Below are 18,463 nucleotides of genomic sequence, written 5' to 3' on the forward strand. Positions count from 1 at the left end.
ACGTTAGTTCAAACTGGCCATTAGCATCTGAAGTACCAATTAATGTAGATGTCTGAACGCCTGTCAAACCTGAAACGGTGTACTCCACAGAAGCATTAGCAACCGGATTATTGAAAGCATCCACTAAATTGACTCGTACTTTATTCTCTTCAACACCATCTGCAGTTGCGTTATTATCAATAACCTCAATATTAGATAGGTTGAAATCAATAGCACCGGCAACAAACGTAACCAATGCCGGGCTTCCTACCGTGATCGCTGTACCACCAGCAGTAGCTGTGATACTTGCCGTACCGATCTTCTCACTGGTCAATGTCAATTCGAACTGACCATTTGCATCCGATGTACCCGTCAACGCGGATGGCTGAGCCTCTGGCAAACCTGCAACAGTATATGCTACTGAAGCATTAGCAACCGGATTACTGAACGCATCCATTAAGTTGACGACAACTTTGTTCTTAGATATACCATCCGCTGTAGCATTGTTATCTACAACCTCGATGTTTGATTTACGGAAATCAATAGCACCGGCAACAAACGTAACCAATGCCGGGCTTCCTACCGTGATCGCTGTACCACCAGCAGTAGCTGTGATACTAGCTGTACCGATCTTCTCACTGGTCAATGTCAATTCGAACTGACCATTTGCATCCGAAGTACCCGTCAACGCGGATGGCTGAGCCTCTGGCAAGCCTGAAACGGTATACGCTACCGTGATACCCGCAATAGGCATATCAAACTTATCGCGTATCTGTGCTTCGATCGCATTCATATCCGAACCATTTGCAACGGCTGTACCTTTTTTAACTACAAGTCTCGAATTATCATAATCAACCTCTTGAGCTTTGATATTTAATACAATTTCACCTGTATACGCATCACATCCTTTATCAGAAGTTAATAAAGCTCTGAATTTGACTTGAGAACCAGCCGGTTTTAATGGCACATCGTATGTAAATGTTTTCGCTGTACTAGCTATAGTGTAATCATCCCACGTACCATTTTCATTAATTTCCCATTTTGCTATAGTTGTAGTCGCATCTGTTGTAACCTCTACATTTAATTCCTCGTATGGCGCCAACGTAATTGCTGTTTGTTCCACATCATTGAGCTTGACAGTCGAAACTGGTGATGGTAACAAAGTCAATAAGACTTCTTGGGGTTCGCCAAAGTTACAACCGTAGCGTTTTTGTTGTACCAACAAAGTATACTCACCTGCTGTCAACCCGCTAGGTAATTTAAATCCTCCTGGGGTTCCTTGGATAGGATCCAAAAGCTGGCCATTGTAAGACACCTCGTAAGTAACGCAGGATTGCGGTATAGTCAAGTTCAACGACTCACTAGGACATAACTCAATTTTACCATCTACCACAGGATTAGTAATTTCAATCTTCGGTGTCCGCTTAATGTAATATACATTCAAGAAATCAAGCACATTCACTGTACCGCCTAACGAAATTTTCACTCGATCGTATGGTAAATCATCTTGAGGATCTACTATAATCCTTCCATCATTGTTTCCAGAAAGTAACACCAATTTCAGCAAGTTTCCATCAGAACTCAATGCTGAACCCACAGGTGTAGTACCGTGATAACGTTGCACCTCCATCCCGCTCAACAAACTCAACTGTAGTATCTGATTTGGATTAGAAACTTTAATTTCCAGCTTATCTCCTGGAAGACTGACAGATTTAAAGGTTGCAGTCAATTGAGCAGCAGCTAAAACACCTACTCCACTATATAATTGGGCATAATTAGTAGAATCTGAATCTACCACATTCCAAGCATCCCTTACACCTATTGTAGCAGTAAGTGCCGCTAAACCTAAATCCTGTGTCCCAGATAGAACGTCTATAATCTCCGGTTGGTTACAATCTAACTGAGAAACTGGTTCATTAATATAGGCACCATAAATATTGAAGGTTTTTGCAGCGGACAATAACGCACCATAAATAATACGTACCTCATCATAATCCTGAGGCCCATTGGAGTTTGCTGGTACAAATGTATACTCGTAAGAACTTTCACCATCGATCAAACTCAATAGCTTACCATCCACAGGCTGAATGGTACTAATGTCACTTCCATTTCGTCTACCAACAATGGATAGCCCATCTCCCAATCCTAATAATCCGCCACCTGGGCCAACCTTTATGGTTACAGGAGTACCTTTATCAATTTTATCATTAAATTTCAAATCTTGATATGTCGTACCAAGTCCTAAGGCAACAGCTGTCACATATAATTTCGAATACGTTCTCGGATTGCCATCAACTGCATTGCCAGCATCAGTCACTCCATTCAATCCAGGTAGTGTGCTCACCCATTTCTGTGAAGAAGCATAATGTCTTTTATAGATTGGAGGACAGCCATTACTGTCAAAAACTGTAATAATTACCGTTGTTGACGCCATACATCCGCTCACATTATTATTGGCGACGATTGTATACGTATACACACCTGCCGAGTTTAAGGTAACCGGCAAAAGTGGATCAATCACTTTTCCTTTTTCATCATACCAAGTATAGGTGACATCGGCATCAGGATTCGAAATTGTAGGCAATGCAACAGAGCTACCCAAAGCTACTGTCATTTGAGTCTCTCCAATCAACGTAATTACCGGAAGTGGGTTAACTGTGATGACTGTAGGTACAGAAGGTAAACTTTCGCAACCTGTTACTGCATCAACTATCACCAAGGTATAGCTTCCAGATTTATTAACCGTAATTGTCTCTGCTGTCAAAGTATTACCGGCCTCATCCAACAACAGTACTCCATCTCTATACCACTTGTTATTAGTAGCACTATTAGAGGTCAGAATAATATTTTCTCCCGCACAAATTGACGAAGAAGATGGGCTTATTAATGCAACAGGTTTCTGGTTGACTACAACTTCCACAGCTGTCGAAGCGTCGCTTGTACAGCCATCTTCATTTACAGCCCTAACTGTATATTTTCCTGCATCAGATAATGCTCCAAGAAGAGTCAATGTACCGGTTGTCTCTGCAAGAGGAGTTGCCTCTCCAACTTTCGACCAGACATAAGTCACACCACCTGTAGCTGTCAATGTAACTTGTTCACCTTCACAAACAGTAGCTGAACTCGGTGTAATCGTTGGCGTAGCTGGTAAAGCATTCACGATAATCGATATCTTTGCAGGTGGATTGTCGAAACAGACCCCAGCTCCTTCAACAACAGCATAATATGTAATAGTGCCAACTCCAGTAGGAGTTACCACCACAGATGCCCCAGCTCCTAAAGAACCACTTACGGCCTCTGTAGTTTCATTATAAGCACGGTACCATTTGATCATACTTGGATCTACTCCTGCAACACCACTAACAGCACCTTCTAAGGTAATGGATCCGCCAATGCATACACTTGAGACAGAAGATGTCAATGTCAAATTGCCAGCCACAACCGGTGTACAATTCGTCAACATTGTATGCGGTTTCGTATCAGACACAACCGTATTACTAGCTTTAACACTATTATCGATAGAAGGTACTGTAACGTTATCTATCGTGCCCACTTTGACAACAAAACTATAAGTCGCTGTCTGACCAACCTTCAAAGTCGGTATGGTAAAAGTCAAATCTGTTCCATTGGCAGTAAAAACACCATCATTTACAGAAGTTGTATTTGTAGGAATAGTGGTTGCCAAATCAAGAGCCACTAAATCCTGGTTGCCTGTATTTGTTACGGTAACTGTATAAGTTATTTGATCGTCACTAGCTGCCATGCTAGAAACAGCTCCGTTACTAACACCTGCTAATGTTAAATCAATACTATTTACCGGAGTTACCGAAGTCACAGTACCCGCTGGTTTAGTCACATCCGGTTCGTTCGGATTACCTAAATCAGAAGGATAACTTTCCTGCTCAGTCGTAATCTCCGTACTAGTTACTTTTGCAATATTTTTAATTTCGCTAACATTTGTAAGATTTTGATTAACCTTGACTTTAAAGGTATAACCTATAGATGTGGCCCCCACCTTCAATGTCGTAATGGTGAATGGCAAACTACCGGAAACCAAAGTCGTACCTGCAGGCAAAGGATCGTTGATAACCACATTGGTCAAATCCTTATTACCTGTATTGCGTACATAAATACTATATTCGATTACTTCCCCTCCTTTTACTGTAGTAACAGCAGGGTCATTATTGACAACCGCATTCTTCCAAGAAACTAACGCAAAGTTATCTGTAACTAGCACCAACGTAGGGTCTCCTGGATTTTTCGTCACATCAGGCCCAAGCTTAGGATTTGTAGGGTCTGCCGGAGTCGTCGGCACTGGTGTACCTCCAGCTGTGACAGTAGCTACGTTGCTGATATTTGTTAAGCCTGTAAGATCATTCTTCACCGTAACAATGAACGTTACTGGAACAATTGCTCCTACAGGAACATCAATACCCGTAAAAGTAACTTCTGTTGCCGTATTTGACGTACCTCCAGATTTGTATGTGGTACCAGTCGGAATCGGATCTTTGACCGACAATCCGGTCAAGGCCTGATTACCTGTATTTTTAATATAAATTGTATAAGTAATATCTTCGCCTCCTTGTACAGCCGTTTTGTCTGCTGCTTTCCAAGTAGCGATAGTAGATACTGGTGTCACTGGTATAATAGTTCCCGTGCCACCTGTCTCATCCGGCTCGTTAGGATCCGTAGGTGATGGTGGCAATGTCTCCGTACCAGAATCCGTAGCGTCTTTCTTAACCAATGCTACATTACGTATTTCAGTAACACCTGTTAAGTCCGCATCCACATCCACTTTAAAGCTCACCTTTGCTGTAGCTCCGGCTGCAATATCAACACCATTAAATGTCACAATACCTCCAACCTCACTTCCACCGTTAGCGGCAGATGCAAAAGTTGTATTGGCAGGAACAGCATCCGTAATGATGAAATCATTCAATGCTACAGTACCTGTATTACGAACATGAATCGTATACGTTACCTCTTCGCCACCTTTTACAGTTTTGACATTAGCGTCAGTACCGACGACAAATGATTTCCAAGATTTAAACATCGGCGTATTACAATCTTTCTCGATTGCATATACACGTAAAGCCGGAAGTACGCCTACGGCAACAGCACCACTCAATCCTACACTGATACGATCGAACTCAACACCCGGTGCAAACGGAATAATTCCAGTTGCTCCATTGTTCAATATATCTAAGACATTCAGTCCGTTAATCAATCTACTTTGTACATCCAAGGTTTTAACTGGAATAGCGCCTTTATAAGCGACGATTTCCAAACCACCTATGAGGTTGGCATCTAAAGCGCCTGAACCATACTGCAATTTAATATTAACAACTTCACTAGCTAATGCTACTTTACGGAAGTCAAATATCTGTTTTACTGACGTGCCCACTCCTACTACACCTAGACTAATCTCCGAGTAGTTAGTGGTATTCGCATCAATAGCATGATTTGCATTTGTAACGCCACTACCTCCAGCCAAACCAGCCGCGTCCAAAGAAAGCCCTTTAGCATCATATGATGTAGTAAATACTGGCTGACAGTCTGTCAACGGATTATCTACACAAGCACCATATACATTCATTGAATTTCCATTTGAAGTCAATGCAAAAGCTGTATTGGTATGGTCAGTAATACGAATGGCATCAAATTGTTGCGTTGGCGTAATAGCTATGTAGTAACGTCCTAATGCATCCTGAACAATACGGATACCATCATTATTATTTCCAAAATTATTATTAGTAGCACCTTCCAGTACAATAGCGTTTCCATTTTTCGCTTGAATACTGAAGTAATGATTTCCAAGCAACAGATTGTCGACCAATCCTGCTAAAGCACCACCAACACTTCCTGCTAACAACTTACTTAATAATGTTGGTTCAAAATCAATGCGTACGTAGGCTGTTCTATTTGCATCCACTGGTGCATCAAATCCTAGCTCAACAAATCCAGTATATTGATTCGGTTGACCTCCTAATAACTGTCCTAATAAAGAGTTAGATCCAGATCTTAGGGTTGCATACGAATCAAAATCGTTATCGAATAGATTCGAAATATTATCGGCATTTGAGGATGCTCTAATTGTAGTCACACATACTGGATTTTCGAATGGAGAAGGAGTCGTTGTTAACCGACATCCTGCACCTATACGTTTCACTTCGTAAAGACGAATTGCAGGGGTTAGAGCTGCATTTAGCAGTGACCCAGCAACTACATCTACACGATCATAAGATGTATTAGTCTTGAAGGTCAAGGTCTGTACTCCTCCAGAACTGAACAAATCCAACAAATTAAGGTTATTAATCAGTCCTTGCTGTAAGGTGAATGTTTCGGCTACCGCACTTCCATTGTAAGTAACGATTTTGTAACGTCCAGCCAAATCTACTGCTACTAAACTAGCTGGGTCCATCTGTAGACGTACTTTTAAAGTATCTCCAGCAGCAGAAAGCTTATTGAAATAGATGCGTTGTGCAACTTCTGCCGCCACCGCTACAGTTCCCGTGCTAATCTCCGAATAATCGGAAGAGTTATCACTGATTGCATGATCTGCATCTTTTACACCAGCACCATTTAAAACTCCTAACGAAAGTCCCGATTGATCAAAAGACGTAAACTGAGCTGGCAGACAGTTGTCTGTTCCAATTTCTCTACAAGCCTCAAAGATCTTCATTGTCGCACCATCTTTCGTAGTTCCAACTAATGCAGGGAAGTGCTCTGTGATTTTAATATTTTTATACGCCTGATTAGGTGTAATAGCTATGTAGTAACGTCCAATATTGTCCTGAACAATGCGTAAGTCTCCACCACTGGTTCCAAAAAAAGCATTTGCACTTGAGCCTGTTAGTACCGTAGTTCCTCCAGTTTCCGTTTTAGCCTCCACTGTAAAATAGTGATCACCTAGAACTAGCCCCCCAACTGCCCCTACTAAATTACCTAATGTACCACTTAGCAGACGATCCAAGATATTATCTTCCATGTCTATACGTACATAGGTAGTTTTATTAGCTGCAACTCCATTAGCTATTTCATATTCTAAGAATCCTGAGTACGCACCAATTCCCAATAAGGATCCACTGCCAGCCCTTAAGGTTGCATAGGACTCGTTATTACCATCTCCAGCTAGCCAAGGGTAATCCGCGTGTTGTGAATCTATAACTTTGGCATCACAGGCTGGGACTTCGAATGGCGTTGGAGTGGCTGCAGGCAACACAAAATCTGGATCAGGACAAGCTGAACCGTCAGGCCCAAAACGTTTCACATTATATACTTTTACGGCTGACTCAAAAGCGCTAACTCCTAACAAGCCATTTACTCGGATCTCAATACGATCAAAAGCCTTTCCAGGTGCAAAAGTAATTGTTGACTCTTGTCCTCCTAACAAGCCGAGAAGATCGGTGCCGTTTAATAAACCTGAACTTAATGTACGACGATATACTTCCGTATTGCCATTATAAGCCAGTACTTCATATGCTCCTAACAAGTCAACATTTAATGTTTTGCTAGCAGCTAAAGCTAGTTTTATTTTAAATACAGATTTTGAATCACTTAGTGAGTTATAATTTATGAATTGCGACATATAGCCTGCCACACTCAATACACCAAGGTTAATTTCAGAAAATGTTACATCACTGTCATCAATCGCATTTTGAGCATTGATGACGCCTGTCTTGCCAAGCTGCAGTAAATCTACTGAAATACCACTCCCCTCGTAAGAGGTAGAAAAAGCAGGATCACAAATTGCGTTACTAGCATCGTAGCATATATTATAAACATTTAAATATTTATCAGAAGATAAAAGCCCTACAGCAGAGGTGGTTTTATCTGTTAACCTAATATTCGTAAAAGACTCATTTGCCTTAATCGCAATATAATAACGACCGGCCTTATCCTGTACAATTTTAACCTGACCTGCTGAAGAAGCAAAAAGGTTAGCACTCGATGTATTCAATGTTTCTAAATTACCATTCTTGAGCTGTACTTCGAAGAAATGATTCCCCAATACGAGACCATTTACCAGTCCTCCGACTAAGTCCCCTATACTTCCAGCCAATAGAGACTTCAAGACATCTTGATCGTAGTCTATACGGATATAAGTAGTTTTACCAATAGGAACTGGAGCATCAAACTTTGCTTCCAAATATCCAGCTCTACTAGCAAGGCCTACTAGAATTCCTGCATCGGAGCGTATCGTAGCGTAGCTATCAAAGTTGCCATCTACCGCAAATTGAGGATCATCAGCATTTGATGACGAAACAATGGTGGTATTCGCACATTCTGGGCTAAATAACGGATTTGGTGTCGGTGTCGGCGCCGGACAAGACACACTTGAACGTGTTACACCGTAAATGCGTAAATCGGAAGCTGCTAAATTTAAACCTACCGTACTGTACAATCCTATCTCTACACGGTCAAACGGACTGGCCACCTCAACCGGAATAGTCGCAATTCCCCCACTACTTAATAGTCCCAATAAATCCAGACCGCTGATTAATCCGCCACCCAAACTCACATTTTGAACCAATGTATTGCCATTATATGCCCGAATATGATAAGCACCCAATAAATTTGCATTTACGGTCGAAGAACTCACCTGTAAGCGAACCTTTAACGTGGAATTTGCCTCGGAAAGTGTCGGAAAATAAATGTTTTGAGAAGCAGATCCTAAAATATTTAACGTACCTGTCGAAATCTCAGAATAATTTGATGTGTTAGCATCAATAGCGTTTGATGGATTTTTAACCACATCTTCTAGATTAACAGAGATTCCCGTTGACTTACCTTGATCCGTAAAAGCAACTTCATCACATGCGTTTGCACCATTCAATACAAACGCACTATTAACATTCATTTCTATTGAAGCACCTAGTGCCAATCCCAATAATCCTCCACGATATCTCAGTTTTACACGAATAGAATTATATGCTTCATTCGGCGTTGCTTTAATATATAGATTTCCTTCTTCATCAGCAACAATATCACCTACAACATTACCTACCTTATTCCCATCCGAATCAGCACTAGCACCACTATAAGCCTCTAAAACGACAAGCTCTTTAGAAAAAAGGCCAGTCAAATCACCTATCAGTCCTAACAAATCAAGTGATACTCCTTTTAAGACAGGTTCATCTATTCGAATATAAGCCGGTGTGCCAGCCACAAAATTGTCATCAGGAAACTTAACCTGAATCCACGCCTCACCTTCCGCCTTAATAAGGCCCAAAATATTAGTATAATAAGCTTTTAAAAAAGCACTATTGTTACTATCATCCATTACATTGGTAGCTCCACTTACCTCTGCTGCATTAGAATTTTCAGCAATAGTTGGAATTCCTAAAGTAATATAATGCCCTAAATTAGCTGAACTCGGCCTAACCGTAGCATACTGCTTCGTCTGCCCTCTAGCCCAGCCAGGCATCAGCAATAATATACAATAAGTAACGAGCATAAACACGAAGCTAAACGAACGGCTTCGCAACAATCCAGGGGCTTGATTTGCGTTTTTCATATAATCAACAACTTGGTATGGTCTTTTCAGATCACAAAATTCATGACCTCAAATACAACATTACAATTTCTAATAGGTAGTAATCACTATGTCTAGCATGATGATTACACTACAAATCTATATGTTACTTTTTATTAAAAAAAATTATTCAAACGAAAATTTAAAATTTATTTTCAGAATATTTATTAACCAAAACAACATAAAACAACAAAAAAAATAAACATGCTTAAACAATAATCATTATAAACACAGCTATATTTTCCTAAAACGATTCAAAAAAAATAAAGTCATTAAATACTTTCACCACAGAGTTAACACGCGTCACTAAAAAAAGTGATATATATCACTTTTTTTAGTGACGCGTGTTATAGTTTTAACTCTAGAGAACTTTTTAATTTCATTTTGTAAACTTTTAGCTACAAAACACTCGCGTATATATTAATGGTTGTCCACACAACGTTCAACCACAATTGAACAACAACAAAAAACCTCAGACTTTTCGCTGAGGTTCGTTTAAAATATTGGAAAAATTAGATTGACCTATCTAAAAGTGAGCACGATTTTGAGTTGACTACAAGCGTTTTTCAGCCCGCAGGAAAAAAGAAAAAACACTACCTACCCCATACTCACTGTCAACAGTGATCATTCCACCTTGCGCTTCAATAAAATCCTTACTAATGCTGAGTCCCAGTCCCGTTCCTTCTTTTTTTACGCCGGGTACCCGAAAGTAACGATGAAAGATCTTGTCCATGTACTCGGGCAAAATACCTTGACCTGTATCACCCACCGAAAACCAAACTTCATCTTCCTTAACATATACCCGTACATACACATGAGAATCGTCATGCGAATACCGCAATGCATTAGAAATCAAATTCGTCAACACCCAAGCTGTCTTTTCTGAATCTGCCTGAACTTTGACCATAGGCTCCTCGATATCCACAGCAATCTGAATATGACGTTGCTCCATCAGTGCGCGATTGGCCTCTACAGCGTAGTTAACAATAGGCTTCACTTCGGTCGCCGTTATATTCATCTGAATAGCGCCACTTTCCACCTGAGCCATATTCAACAACTCCCCAGTAATCTGCAACAAGCGTTGCAAATCGTCTTTGATCCCTGTAACCAAATTCGACTGCTCTTCGTTTAATACCCCTATTTGCTTATTCTCCAACAGTTGTATTCCTAATTTAATAGAAGCGATCGGTGTCTTAAACTCATGCGAAACCGTACCTATGAAATTAGTCTTTGCTAAGTCCATCTCCTTAAACGTCGTAACATTCTTTAATAAGACCACACGCCCGATAAACTGTTCTCCACGTTCGCCCGTAGGAACTATCCCTATGTCAATAAGTTCCTTCTCAAAGTAGCTCTCCTTATCGTCAGCATATATTTTAAGCGTACCGTTTCCTAAAAAAACATTCCCATCCCTATTCCAGTCTCTATACACATCACGGATCAAATCATTTCGCAATGCCAAATCCCGGATAGAATAACCGACCAATTCTTCCCTTCTCATTCCGGTCACTTTACAGGCTTGCTCATTAGCAAACAGAACGATCTCATCTTCATCTGTACCGATTACCGGATCATGCATTCGGTCTATCAACGTCTCGATGCGTTTCTTACTTTTCAATAGTTTATCTAATTTACTCTCCGCATACTCTTCAAGCTTTTCAGCCATCGTATTAAAAGAGTCTGCTAACTCCACAAACTCCTTATGCCCGGAGAAAAATACACGTTTCTTATAGTTTTGATTCGCAATCTGTTTAATACTCTCCGTCAACTCCGTTATGGGATTCGCAATCGAAGAGGGTAGATTTACTAATAGAACGAAAGCAATCAAAAAGCATAAAGCTCCTGTTATAGATATTATGATAATTGCTCGCTCGGCGGTCTCATCGGCAATGACACTCTTTCGTTCGATAGCTTCCATATTCAAGCGCATTAATTCAGCGACATCCTGACGAATTGCCGACGTTAAGTTCTGATCTTTCGGATTCTTCATCAATGCATCCAAATGTTCGACAATAAGCGTTGTAGCCTCCTGCTCGCCAAGCTCCGTCACATTTAGTTGTTGCTTATCCAGATTTTCCCGAAAACGTTTTACTGACACAGGATCCCTTTCCAAATCTTCCAAAGCCAATAGCATATTATTGCTATACTGCAACGTATTATAGTTGGCCACCAGTATATTATTCGTATCTCTTTTCAGTTGATTTACATACCAACCGCTTACAGATGCCAACAAGACGATCAGCAGGAAGAGCATCCCTACACCAAACGTAATTTTTGCCTTTATGTTCATACCATTTGTTCTTTAATTGGGACTATAACTATCAGCTTAGAATCACCAAATCTATATTTTCTTTTGATAATTTATTTAATAAAGTATTAAAAGTATCGGTAGCCAAAATTATCCTTAACAACGTCAAATGCGGTTTACCGATACATACCGTTGTTATTCTTCGGTCTTCGCATTGTGATAGAATAGTTTGGGTAATACGATTGCTTTTTATTTTGATGATTTCTGCGCCTAAATCCGTAGCCAACTTAAAGTTATTAATGAGATGCCGCTGTTTATCCAGCGCAATCTTGTCCAGTCGCTCTTTATTGGTCTGCACATAAAGCACGTACCAGATCGCGTTATAGTAATTGGCCAATCTAGCCGTCTTACGGATGATGGTTCGCGCAGTCTTTTCATTTGAACTGATACAAGCTAAAAGACGTTCCTTTTTAACAGAGCGCAAGGGAGCTATCTCCGATTCGACCTTCCGCTGTACCTGCGAAGCAACCTCTTTCAGTGCCAGTTCACGCAACTGAAGAATATGATCACTTTTGAAGAAATTAGCCAATGCGGCATCGACTTTATTTTTGTCATAAATCTTTCCCTCTTTCAAGCGATCGATTAGTTCTTCTGCACTTAAGTCTATGTTCACCACTTCATCGGCCAATGCTACGACGCTATCGGGGATACGTTCACGGACCTCCACACCTGTGATGGCACGAATCTCATCATTCAAACTTTCGATATGCTGTATATTCACCGCGCTAACCACATTAATTCCAGCTGCCAGAATATCCATCACATCCTGCCACCTCTTTGCATTGGCACTGCCTTCCATATTGGTATGAGCCAGTTCGTCAACGATTACCACTTCTGGCCGTACAGACAAGATGGCCTGGAGGTCCATTTCCTCCAGTTCCTTGCCTTTATAAAACATGCGTTTCCGCTGAATGATCGGAAGTCCCTCTAGGAGCGAATGCGTCTCTTTTCTATAATGTGTTTCTATAAAGCCAATCTTTACATCAACTCCATTCTTTAGCATCGAATGCGCCTCCTGTAGCATACGATAGGTCTTCCCCACCCCTGCGCTCATCCCAATGTAGAGTTTAAATTTTCCTTTTCTTGACTTTTTGATCAGTTCAAGAAAATGCTCCGCACGTTTATTTTCTTCCATACCTCTTTATTTATCAGGCTGTCAAAACTTAACAGCCAACGCAGTTGTCGCGGTCCAATGCTGCCTTTTGTCCTGCATCAGGTCTTTGACTTCTATCCGCCACAGCAGATTTGGTAAAATATGATAATCTGCATTCACCGATGCTCCAAAGCTACGCATCCCTTCTACAGCTGGAACGGAAACAATAACACCTTTGCGATCTTTATAATACTCGGCACGTCCAGCAAAACGCCATGCCGTACCAACTTTATAGCTCAATATTAGTGCTGGCGAATACCATATATTATAGTTGTCACTTCCCTTCTCCCGTTGCTCTGCACCTATATCAAATACCGCAGTAATACTCAGGTTCTCGGTCCAGTGAAACTGTCCATACAAATTGTGAAAATAACGCATCTGCCTTGTACTATCCGGTTTATCACTACCTACAAAAGAACTGCTATTAAATGTTAATCGCTCTGCGGGGCGATATGTCAATTGATGCCCGAAAGCAGGTGTTGTATTTCCGTCGACCCGTTGTATGCGCTGCCACCCATTGAGCACCAATAACGCCAATTGCCATTTTTTATTAACCGTCTGATACGACAGCTTTGCTCCTGTTTCAAAATAAGGCGAATTCTCAGCCATCAAACTGCGTGTCAAAGTCGGACAATCCATACCTATTGCGCTCTCCGCACCAATATGAGAAGGTAATATACCAACATCCAACCACAAGTCTTTAGTAGAAGAAAGCCGCACACCAACATTGGCTTCATAAATGTTTTTTAAGACATCAGGCTCCGCAGCATAGTTGGCGCTCATATACGACCCTATCCCCATTGCTAAATTAGTCCGCATTCGCTCTGCCTCATAGGAAGCTTTTATAACCCCTAAATTCAAGCTTATCTCGTTGTTGCGATTGTGACTATATATAAAGTTAGGTCTTTGATTTGATTTATGAGAGCCAAAATCATGTTGGTAATAAACTTCAGCGTTGCCACTAACCTGCAGTCCCTTATTATCTTGTGCACCTGCTTTTAAAAAAACTCCTCCTAATAGGATAGCACCTACCCATGCAGCTATATATCTTTCCATATGTATATTACTTATTATCATCTTTTAATTATTTACCCAACTGATCCAAAGCGAGGTTCAATTCCAGAACATTGATTTTCTCGGGACCAAACAAACCTAAGAGGGGATGCTCAATACAGCTATCAATCAACACGTGAATACGTGCAGTATCCAATTGACGTTGCTGTGCGATTCGATCCACCTGGATGCGTGCCGCGGCAACAGAAATATGAGGATCTAATCCACTGCCACTAGCGGTGACAAGATCAACCGGAATATCAGAGACTTTTACCGTAGGATTCTGCAGCACAAACTCATCTATCCGCTGCTTGACAAGCAGAAGGTATTCCTCATTATTAGGTCCTTTATTACTAGCGCCCGAACCAGCTGCATTATAATCAACAGCAGAAGGACGTGACCAGAAATACTTTGCTTCTTTAAACGATTGACCTATGTTTTTATAATACGCTTTCCCATCCTGTGTGACCAAGATTCCCCTTCCATTGTCTTTTGACAATTGTCCTACACCCCATAATACGCATGGGTATAACACAACAAATAAAAGAATTAAGATAAATGTCAGCTTTATAGCTGGTAATATATTTGTTTTCATATGTATAACTATTTAAAATACTAAAAGAATAAAGCCACCAGTATGTCGATCAGTTTAATACCGACAAATGGCACTAGCACACCCCCTAGACCATATACCAATAGGTTACGTCGCAATAACGCACTTGCACCTATTGGTTTGTAGGCCACACCCTTCAATGCCAGCGGGATCAATATGGGGATGACAATAGCATTAAAAATTACAGCCGAAAGTATAGCTGTTTCCGGACTGTGTAGACGCATAATATTAAGCCCCTGCAGCGCTGGTATCGCCGCAACAAACAATGCCGGAATAATAGCAAAATACTTAGCTACGTCATTAGCTATACTAAAAGTCGTCAAAGTACCTCTGGTCATGAGCAATTGCTTACCGATTTCAACGACCTCAATCAGCTTGGTAGGATCATTGTCCAGATCTACCATATTACCGGCTTCTTTGGCAGCTTGTGTTCCGCTATTCATAGCGACACCAACATCAGCTTGTGCCAGGGCAGGAGCATCATTTGTACCGTCTCCCATCATTGCTACCAAGCGACCTTCCTGTTGCTCCTTCTTGATATAGTTCATCTTATCTTCCGGCTTTGCTTCGGCGATAAAATCATCTACTCCTGCTTTTTCAGCGATATACCGCGCGGTCAATGGGTTATCCCCCGTTACCATAACCGTCTTAATTCCCATCTTCCGAAGGCGTTCAAATCGCTCCTGAATACCTGTTTTAATCACATCTTGCAACTCAATCACACCCAACACCTGATTATTCTCCGTTACGACCAGTGGTGTACCCCCATTTTCCGAAATTGTTTTCACATGTTCTAAAGTGTCCTTCGGAAATACATTTCCAGCTTGCTCCACCTGTACACGCATGGCATCTGTAGCACCCTTTCGAATAGACCTATCCCCTATATTCACACCAGAACTACGAGTCTCTGCTGTAAAACGAATAAAACTCAATTCCGATAGTTTATGGTCGAATGACACCACCCCATCTTTTATATAAGAGATACTCTCCTTATCTGTGATAAGCCTAGCATTATCAGTTACACTCGCCAACTCCACAATAGATTTTCCTTCCGGAGTTTCGTCCGCTACAGAACTCAGTAATGCAGCCTCAATTAATGCCTTACTACCATGCCCCTCTGTCGGATAAAAGTGAGTAGCCTTCCTATTTCCTATAGTGATCGTACCGGTTTTATCCAGCAATAATACGTCGATATCTCCTGCTGTCTCTACAGCTTTACCACTCTTCGTGATAACATTCGCCTTCAACGCCCTATCCATACCAGCAATACCAATCGCAGACAACAGTCCACCGATTGTAGTCGGAATAAGACAAACAAATAATGCGATAAATGAAGCTATAGTGATGTGTACATTAGCATAATCAGCAAAAGGCTTCAAGGTGATGGTGACTAAAACAAACACCAACGTAAATCCTGACAACAAAATGGTCAAAGCGACTTCATTTGGAGTTTTTTGGCGACTCGCTCCTTCCACAAGGGCAATCATTTTATCCAAAAAGCTCTCTCCTGGCTGAGCAGTTACCTGCACCACAATACGATCAGAAAGCACTTTCGTACCTCCAGTGACCGAACTCTTATCTCCTCCCGATTCCCGAATGACCGGAGCAGACTCTCCTGTGATAGCACTCTCGTCTATAGTAGCCAATCCTTCGATAATCTCCCCGTCCGAGGGAATAATATCACCAGCTTCACAATAAAACACGTCACCTTTACGAAGTGTCGCTGAGGAAACTATCCTACCGTCCGATAACTTTGCAGGCGTATCTTCACGGGTCTTCCGAAGGCTATCGGCCTGTGCTTTACCACGAGCCTCCGCTATAGCTTCTGCAAAATTTGCAAAAAGCAATGTCAACAGCAATACGAGAAAGACCACAAAATTGTATAGTAAGCTACCTTGTTCTTGTTCGCCAAAGGCAATCCATCCACAGACAAACAGCATAATCACGGTACCCAATTCTACGGTAAACATTATAGGATTGCGGTACATATGTCTTGGATGCAGCTTTACAAAAGATTGCTTCAAGGCATCATTTATCATATTTCCTTGAAACAAGGATTTAGTATTTTCCATTAGTATAGTATTAATAGTGTATTTCCCTCTAAAAGTCTTCTATCTCTAAATTAACGTGCAGAAAAGTATTCTGCCAAAGGGCCTAAAGTCAGGGCTGGAAAAAAGGCTAATGCGGCAACAATAATGATAACTGTAAAAATCATCATACCAAAAGTAGTCGTATCTGTTTTTAAGGTTCCTTCCCCTTCAGGTATAAATTTCTTTTGCGCCATCAATCCCGCAATCGCCACAGGACCTATAATGGGCAGAAAACGACTTAAGATCAACACAATCCCCGTACTGATATTCCACCAAAGCGTATTATCTCCCAAGCCTTCAAATCCGCTACCATTATTGGCAGATGCAGAAGTATACTCATATAATATCTCACTAAAACCGTGAAATCCCGGATTATTTAATGTTCCTGCCGTCAACTGAGGAAATGCTGTAGAAATACCCGTGCCGACAAGAATAAGAAATGGATGAATCAGTGCCACAATCATAGCGATCTTCATCTCCCGCGCTTCTACTTTTTTACCAAAAAGCTCTGGAGTACGTCCCACCATAAGGCCGCTGATAAAAACAGCAAGTATCACAAAGACAAAAAAGTTCAGTATACCTACCCCCACACCACCGTAAAAACTATTAATCATCATAGCCAACAGTTCATTCATCCCAGATAGCGGCATTGTACTGTCGTGCATACTATTCACCGAACCCGTGGAAATAACGGTAGTAGCAATACTCCAAAAGCCCGAAGCTGCGGCCCCAATACGCAATTCCTTCCCTTCCATAGCCCCTAGTCTATTATCGATCCCCATGTTCCCTATTGCAGGATTTCCTTGCATCTCCATATATACATTGGGTATCACCAACAGTAAAAAACCAAAGGTCATGACTGAAAACATCATCCATGAAAAACGAAGACGCTTCTTAAAATATCCGAAAGCAAACAACATAGCCAACGGAATAATCATCTGCGCCATCATCTCCAACATGTTTGTCAGGTAAGTGGGGTTTTCAAGAGGGTGAGACCCATTCGTACCAAAGAATCCACCTCCATTTGTACCAACATGTTTTATCGCGACAAAACCGGCTACCGGCCCACGAGAAACCTCTACCGTATCCCCTTCCAATGTTTGCATCGTCCCCTTACCCTCGAATGTCATCGGCGTACCTTGAAAAATCAAAACTATCGCAACAAAAAGTGAAATAGGCAATAAAATTCGTGTACAAGATAACATGAGATAATTATAAAAATTCCCCAATTTATCTGCCGTCTTATCCCGAAACGCCCTAAATACCACTACCGCTGCCGCCATCCCAGTACCTGCACTGACGAACTGTAAAAACATCAGCCACAATTGGGCTAAATAGCTGACCCCTGTCTCGCCCGAATAATGCTGTAAATTACAGTTCACCACAAAAGAGATCGTTGTATTAAAGGCCAAATCAGCAGACATACTAGCATTGTTATCTGGATTCAACGGCAGACTACCCTGCGTCATCAAGAGTAGCATACCTATAATAAACCATAGCATATTGATGGTCAACATCGCGACCATCTGTTGCTTCCAGCTCATCTCCTGCGATGGATTAATACCACTGATCTTAAAAACGAATCTTTCAAGAGGTCCCAAAACACCATCAAACAAGGTTTTATCACCACTATAAACCCGAGCTATGTATCTCCCCAATGGAATAGCCAGAACTATGGTCAGTAGGAAAAGAATTACAATACTTAATATTTCTGTGTTCATATATGTATATT

General features: G+C 41.2%; 7 protein-coding genes. All 7 read right to left on the reverse strand.

Annotated features, from left to right (window positions below; genetic code table 11):
* Positions 1 to 9,496, reverse strand: a 9,496-nt coding sequence (locus tag G7B18_RS02450) for an Ig-like domain-containing protein (RefSeq protein ID WP_164122013.1), incomplete at its 3' end; no start/stop codon positions are given.
* A 571-nt stretch (positions 9,497 to 10,067) separates the two neighbouring features.
* The gene (locus G7B18_RS02455) at positions 10,068 to 11,804 is read right to left on the reverse strand and encodes an ATP-binding protein (protein WP_164122014.1); all 1,737 of its coding nucleotides are present in this window, start codon (positions 11,802 to 11,804) and stop codon (positions 10,068 to 10,070) included.
* Positions 11,805 to 11,835: 31 nt separating this feature from the next.
* The gene (locus G7B18_RS02460) at positions 11,836 to 12,957 is read right to left on the reverse strand and encodes a sensor protein KdpD (protein ID WP_164110611.1); all 1,122 of its coding nucleotides are present in this window, start codon (positions 12,955 to 12,957) and stop codon (positions 11,836 to 11,838) included.
* A 21-nt stretch (positions 12,958 to 12,978) separates the two neighbouring features.
* Positions 12,979 to 14,031 carry a porin gene (locus G7B18_RS02465; RefSeq protein WP_164110613.1) on the reverse strand — a complete coding sequence of 351 codons (1,053 nt, stop codon included), beginning with the start codon at positions 14,029 to 14,031 and terminating at the stop codon, positions 12,979 to 12,981.
* A gap of 28 nt (positions 14,032 to 14,059) precedes the next feature.
* Positions 14,060 to 14,623 carry a K(+)-transporting ATPase subunit C gene (kdpC, locus tag G7B18_RS02470; RefSeq protein ID WP_164122015.1) on the reverse strand — a complete coding sequence of 188 codons (564 nt, stop codon included), beginning with the start codon at positions 14,621 to 14,623 and terminating at the stop codon, positions 14,060 to 14,062.
* 20 nt (positions 14,624 to 14,643) lie between these two features.
* Positions 14,644 to 16,713: a potassium-transporting ATPase subunit KdpB gene (gene kdpB, locus G7B18_RS02475; protein ID WP_164110617.1), complete on the reverse strand. Its 2,070-nt coding sequence runs from the start codon at positions 16,711 to 16,713 to the stop codon at positions 14,644 to 14,646.
* A gap of 50 nt (positions 16,714 to 16,763) precedes the next feature.
* On the reverse strand, positions 16,764 to 18,452 hold the full coding sequence (gene kdpA / locus G7B18_RS02480; protein ID WP_164122016.1) for a potassium-transporting ATPase subunit KdpA: 1,689 nt from the start codon (positions 18,450 to 18,452) through the stop codon (positions 16,764 to 16,766).
* Positions 18,453 to 18,463: the final 11 nt, after the last annotated feature.

Origin of the sequence: Sphingobacterium sp. xlx-130 (genome assembly GCF_011007405.1) — a bacterium.
GTDB lineage: Bacteria > Bacteroidota > Bacteroidia > Sphingobacteriales > Sphingobacteriaceae > Sphingobacterium > Sphingobacterium luzhongxinii.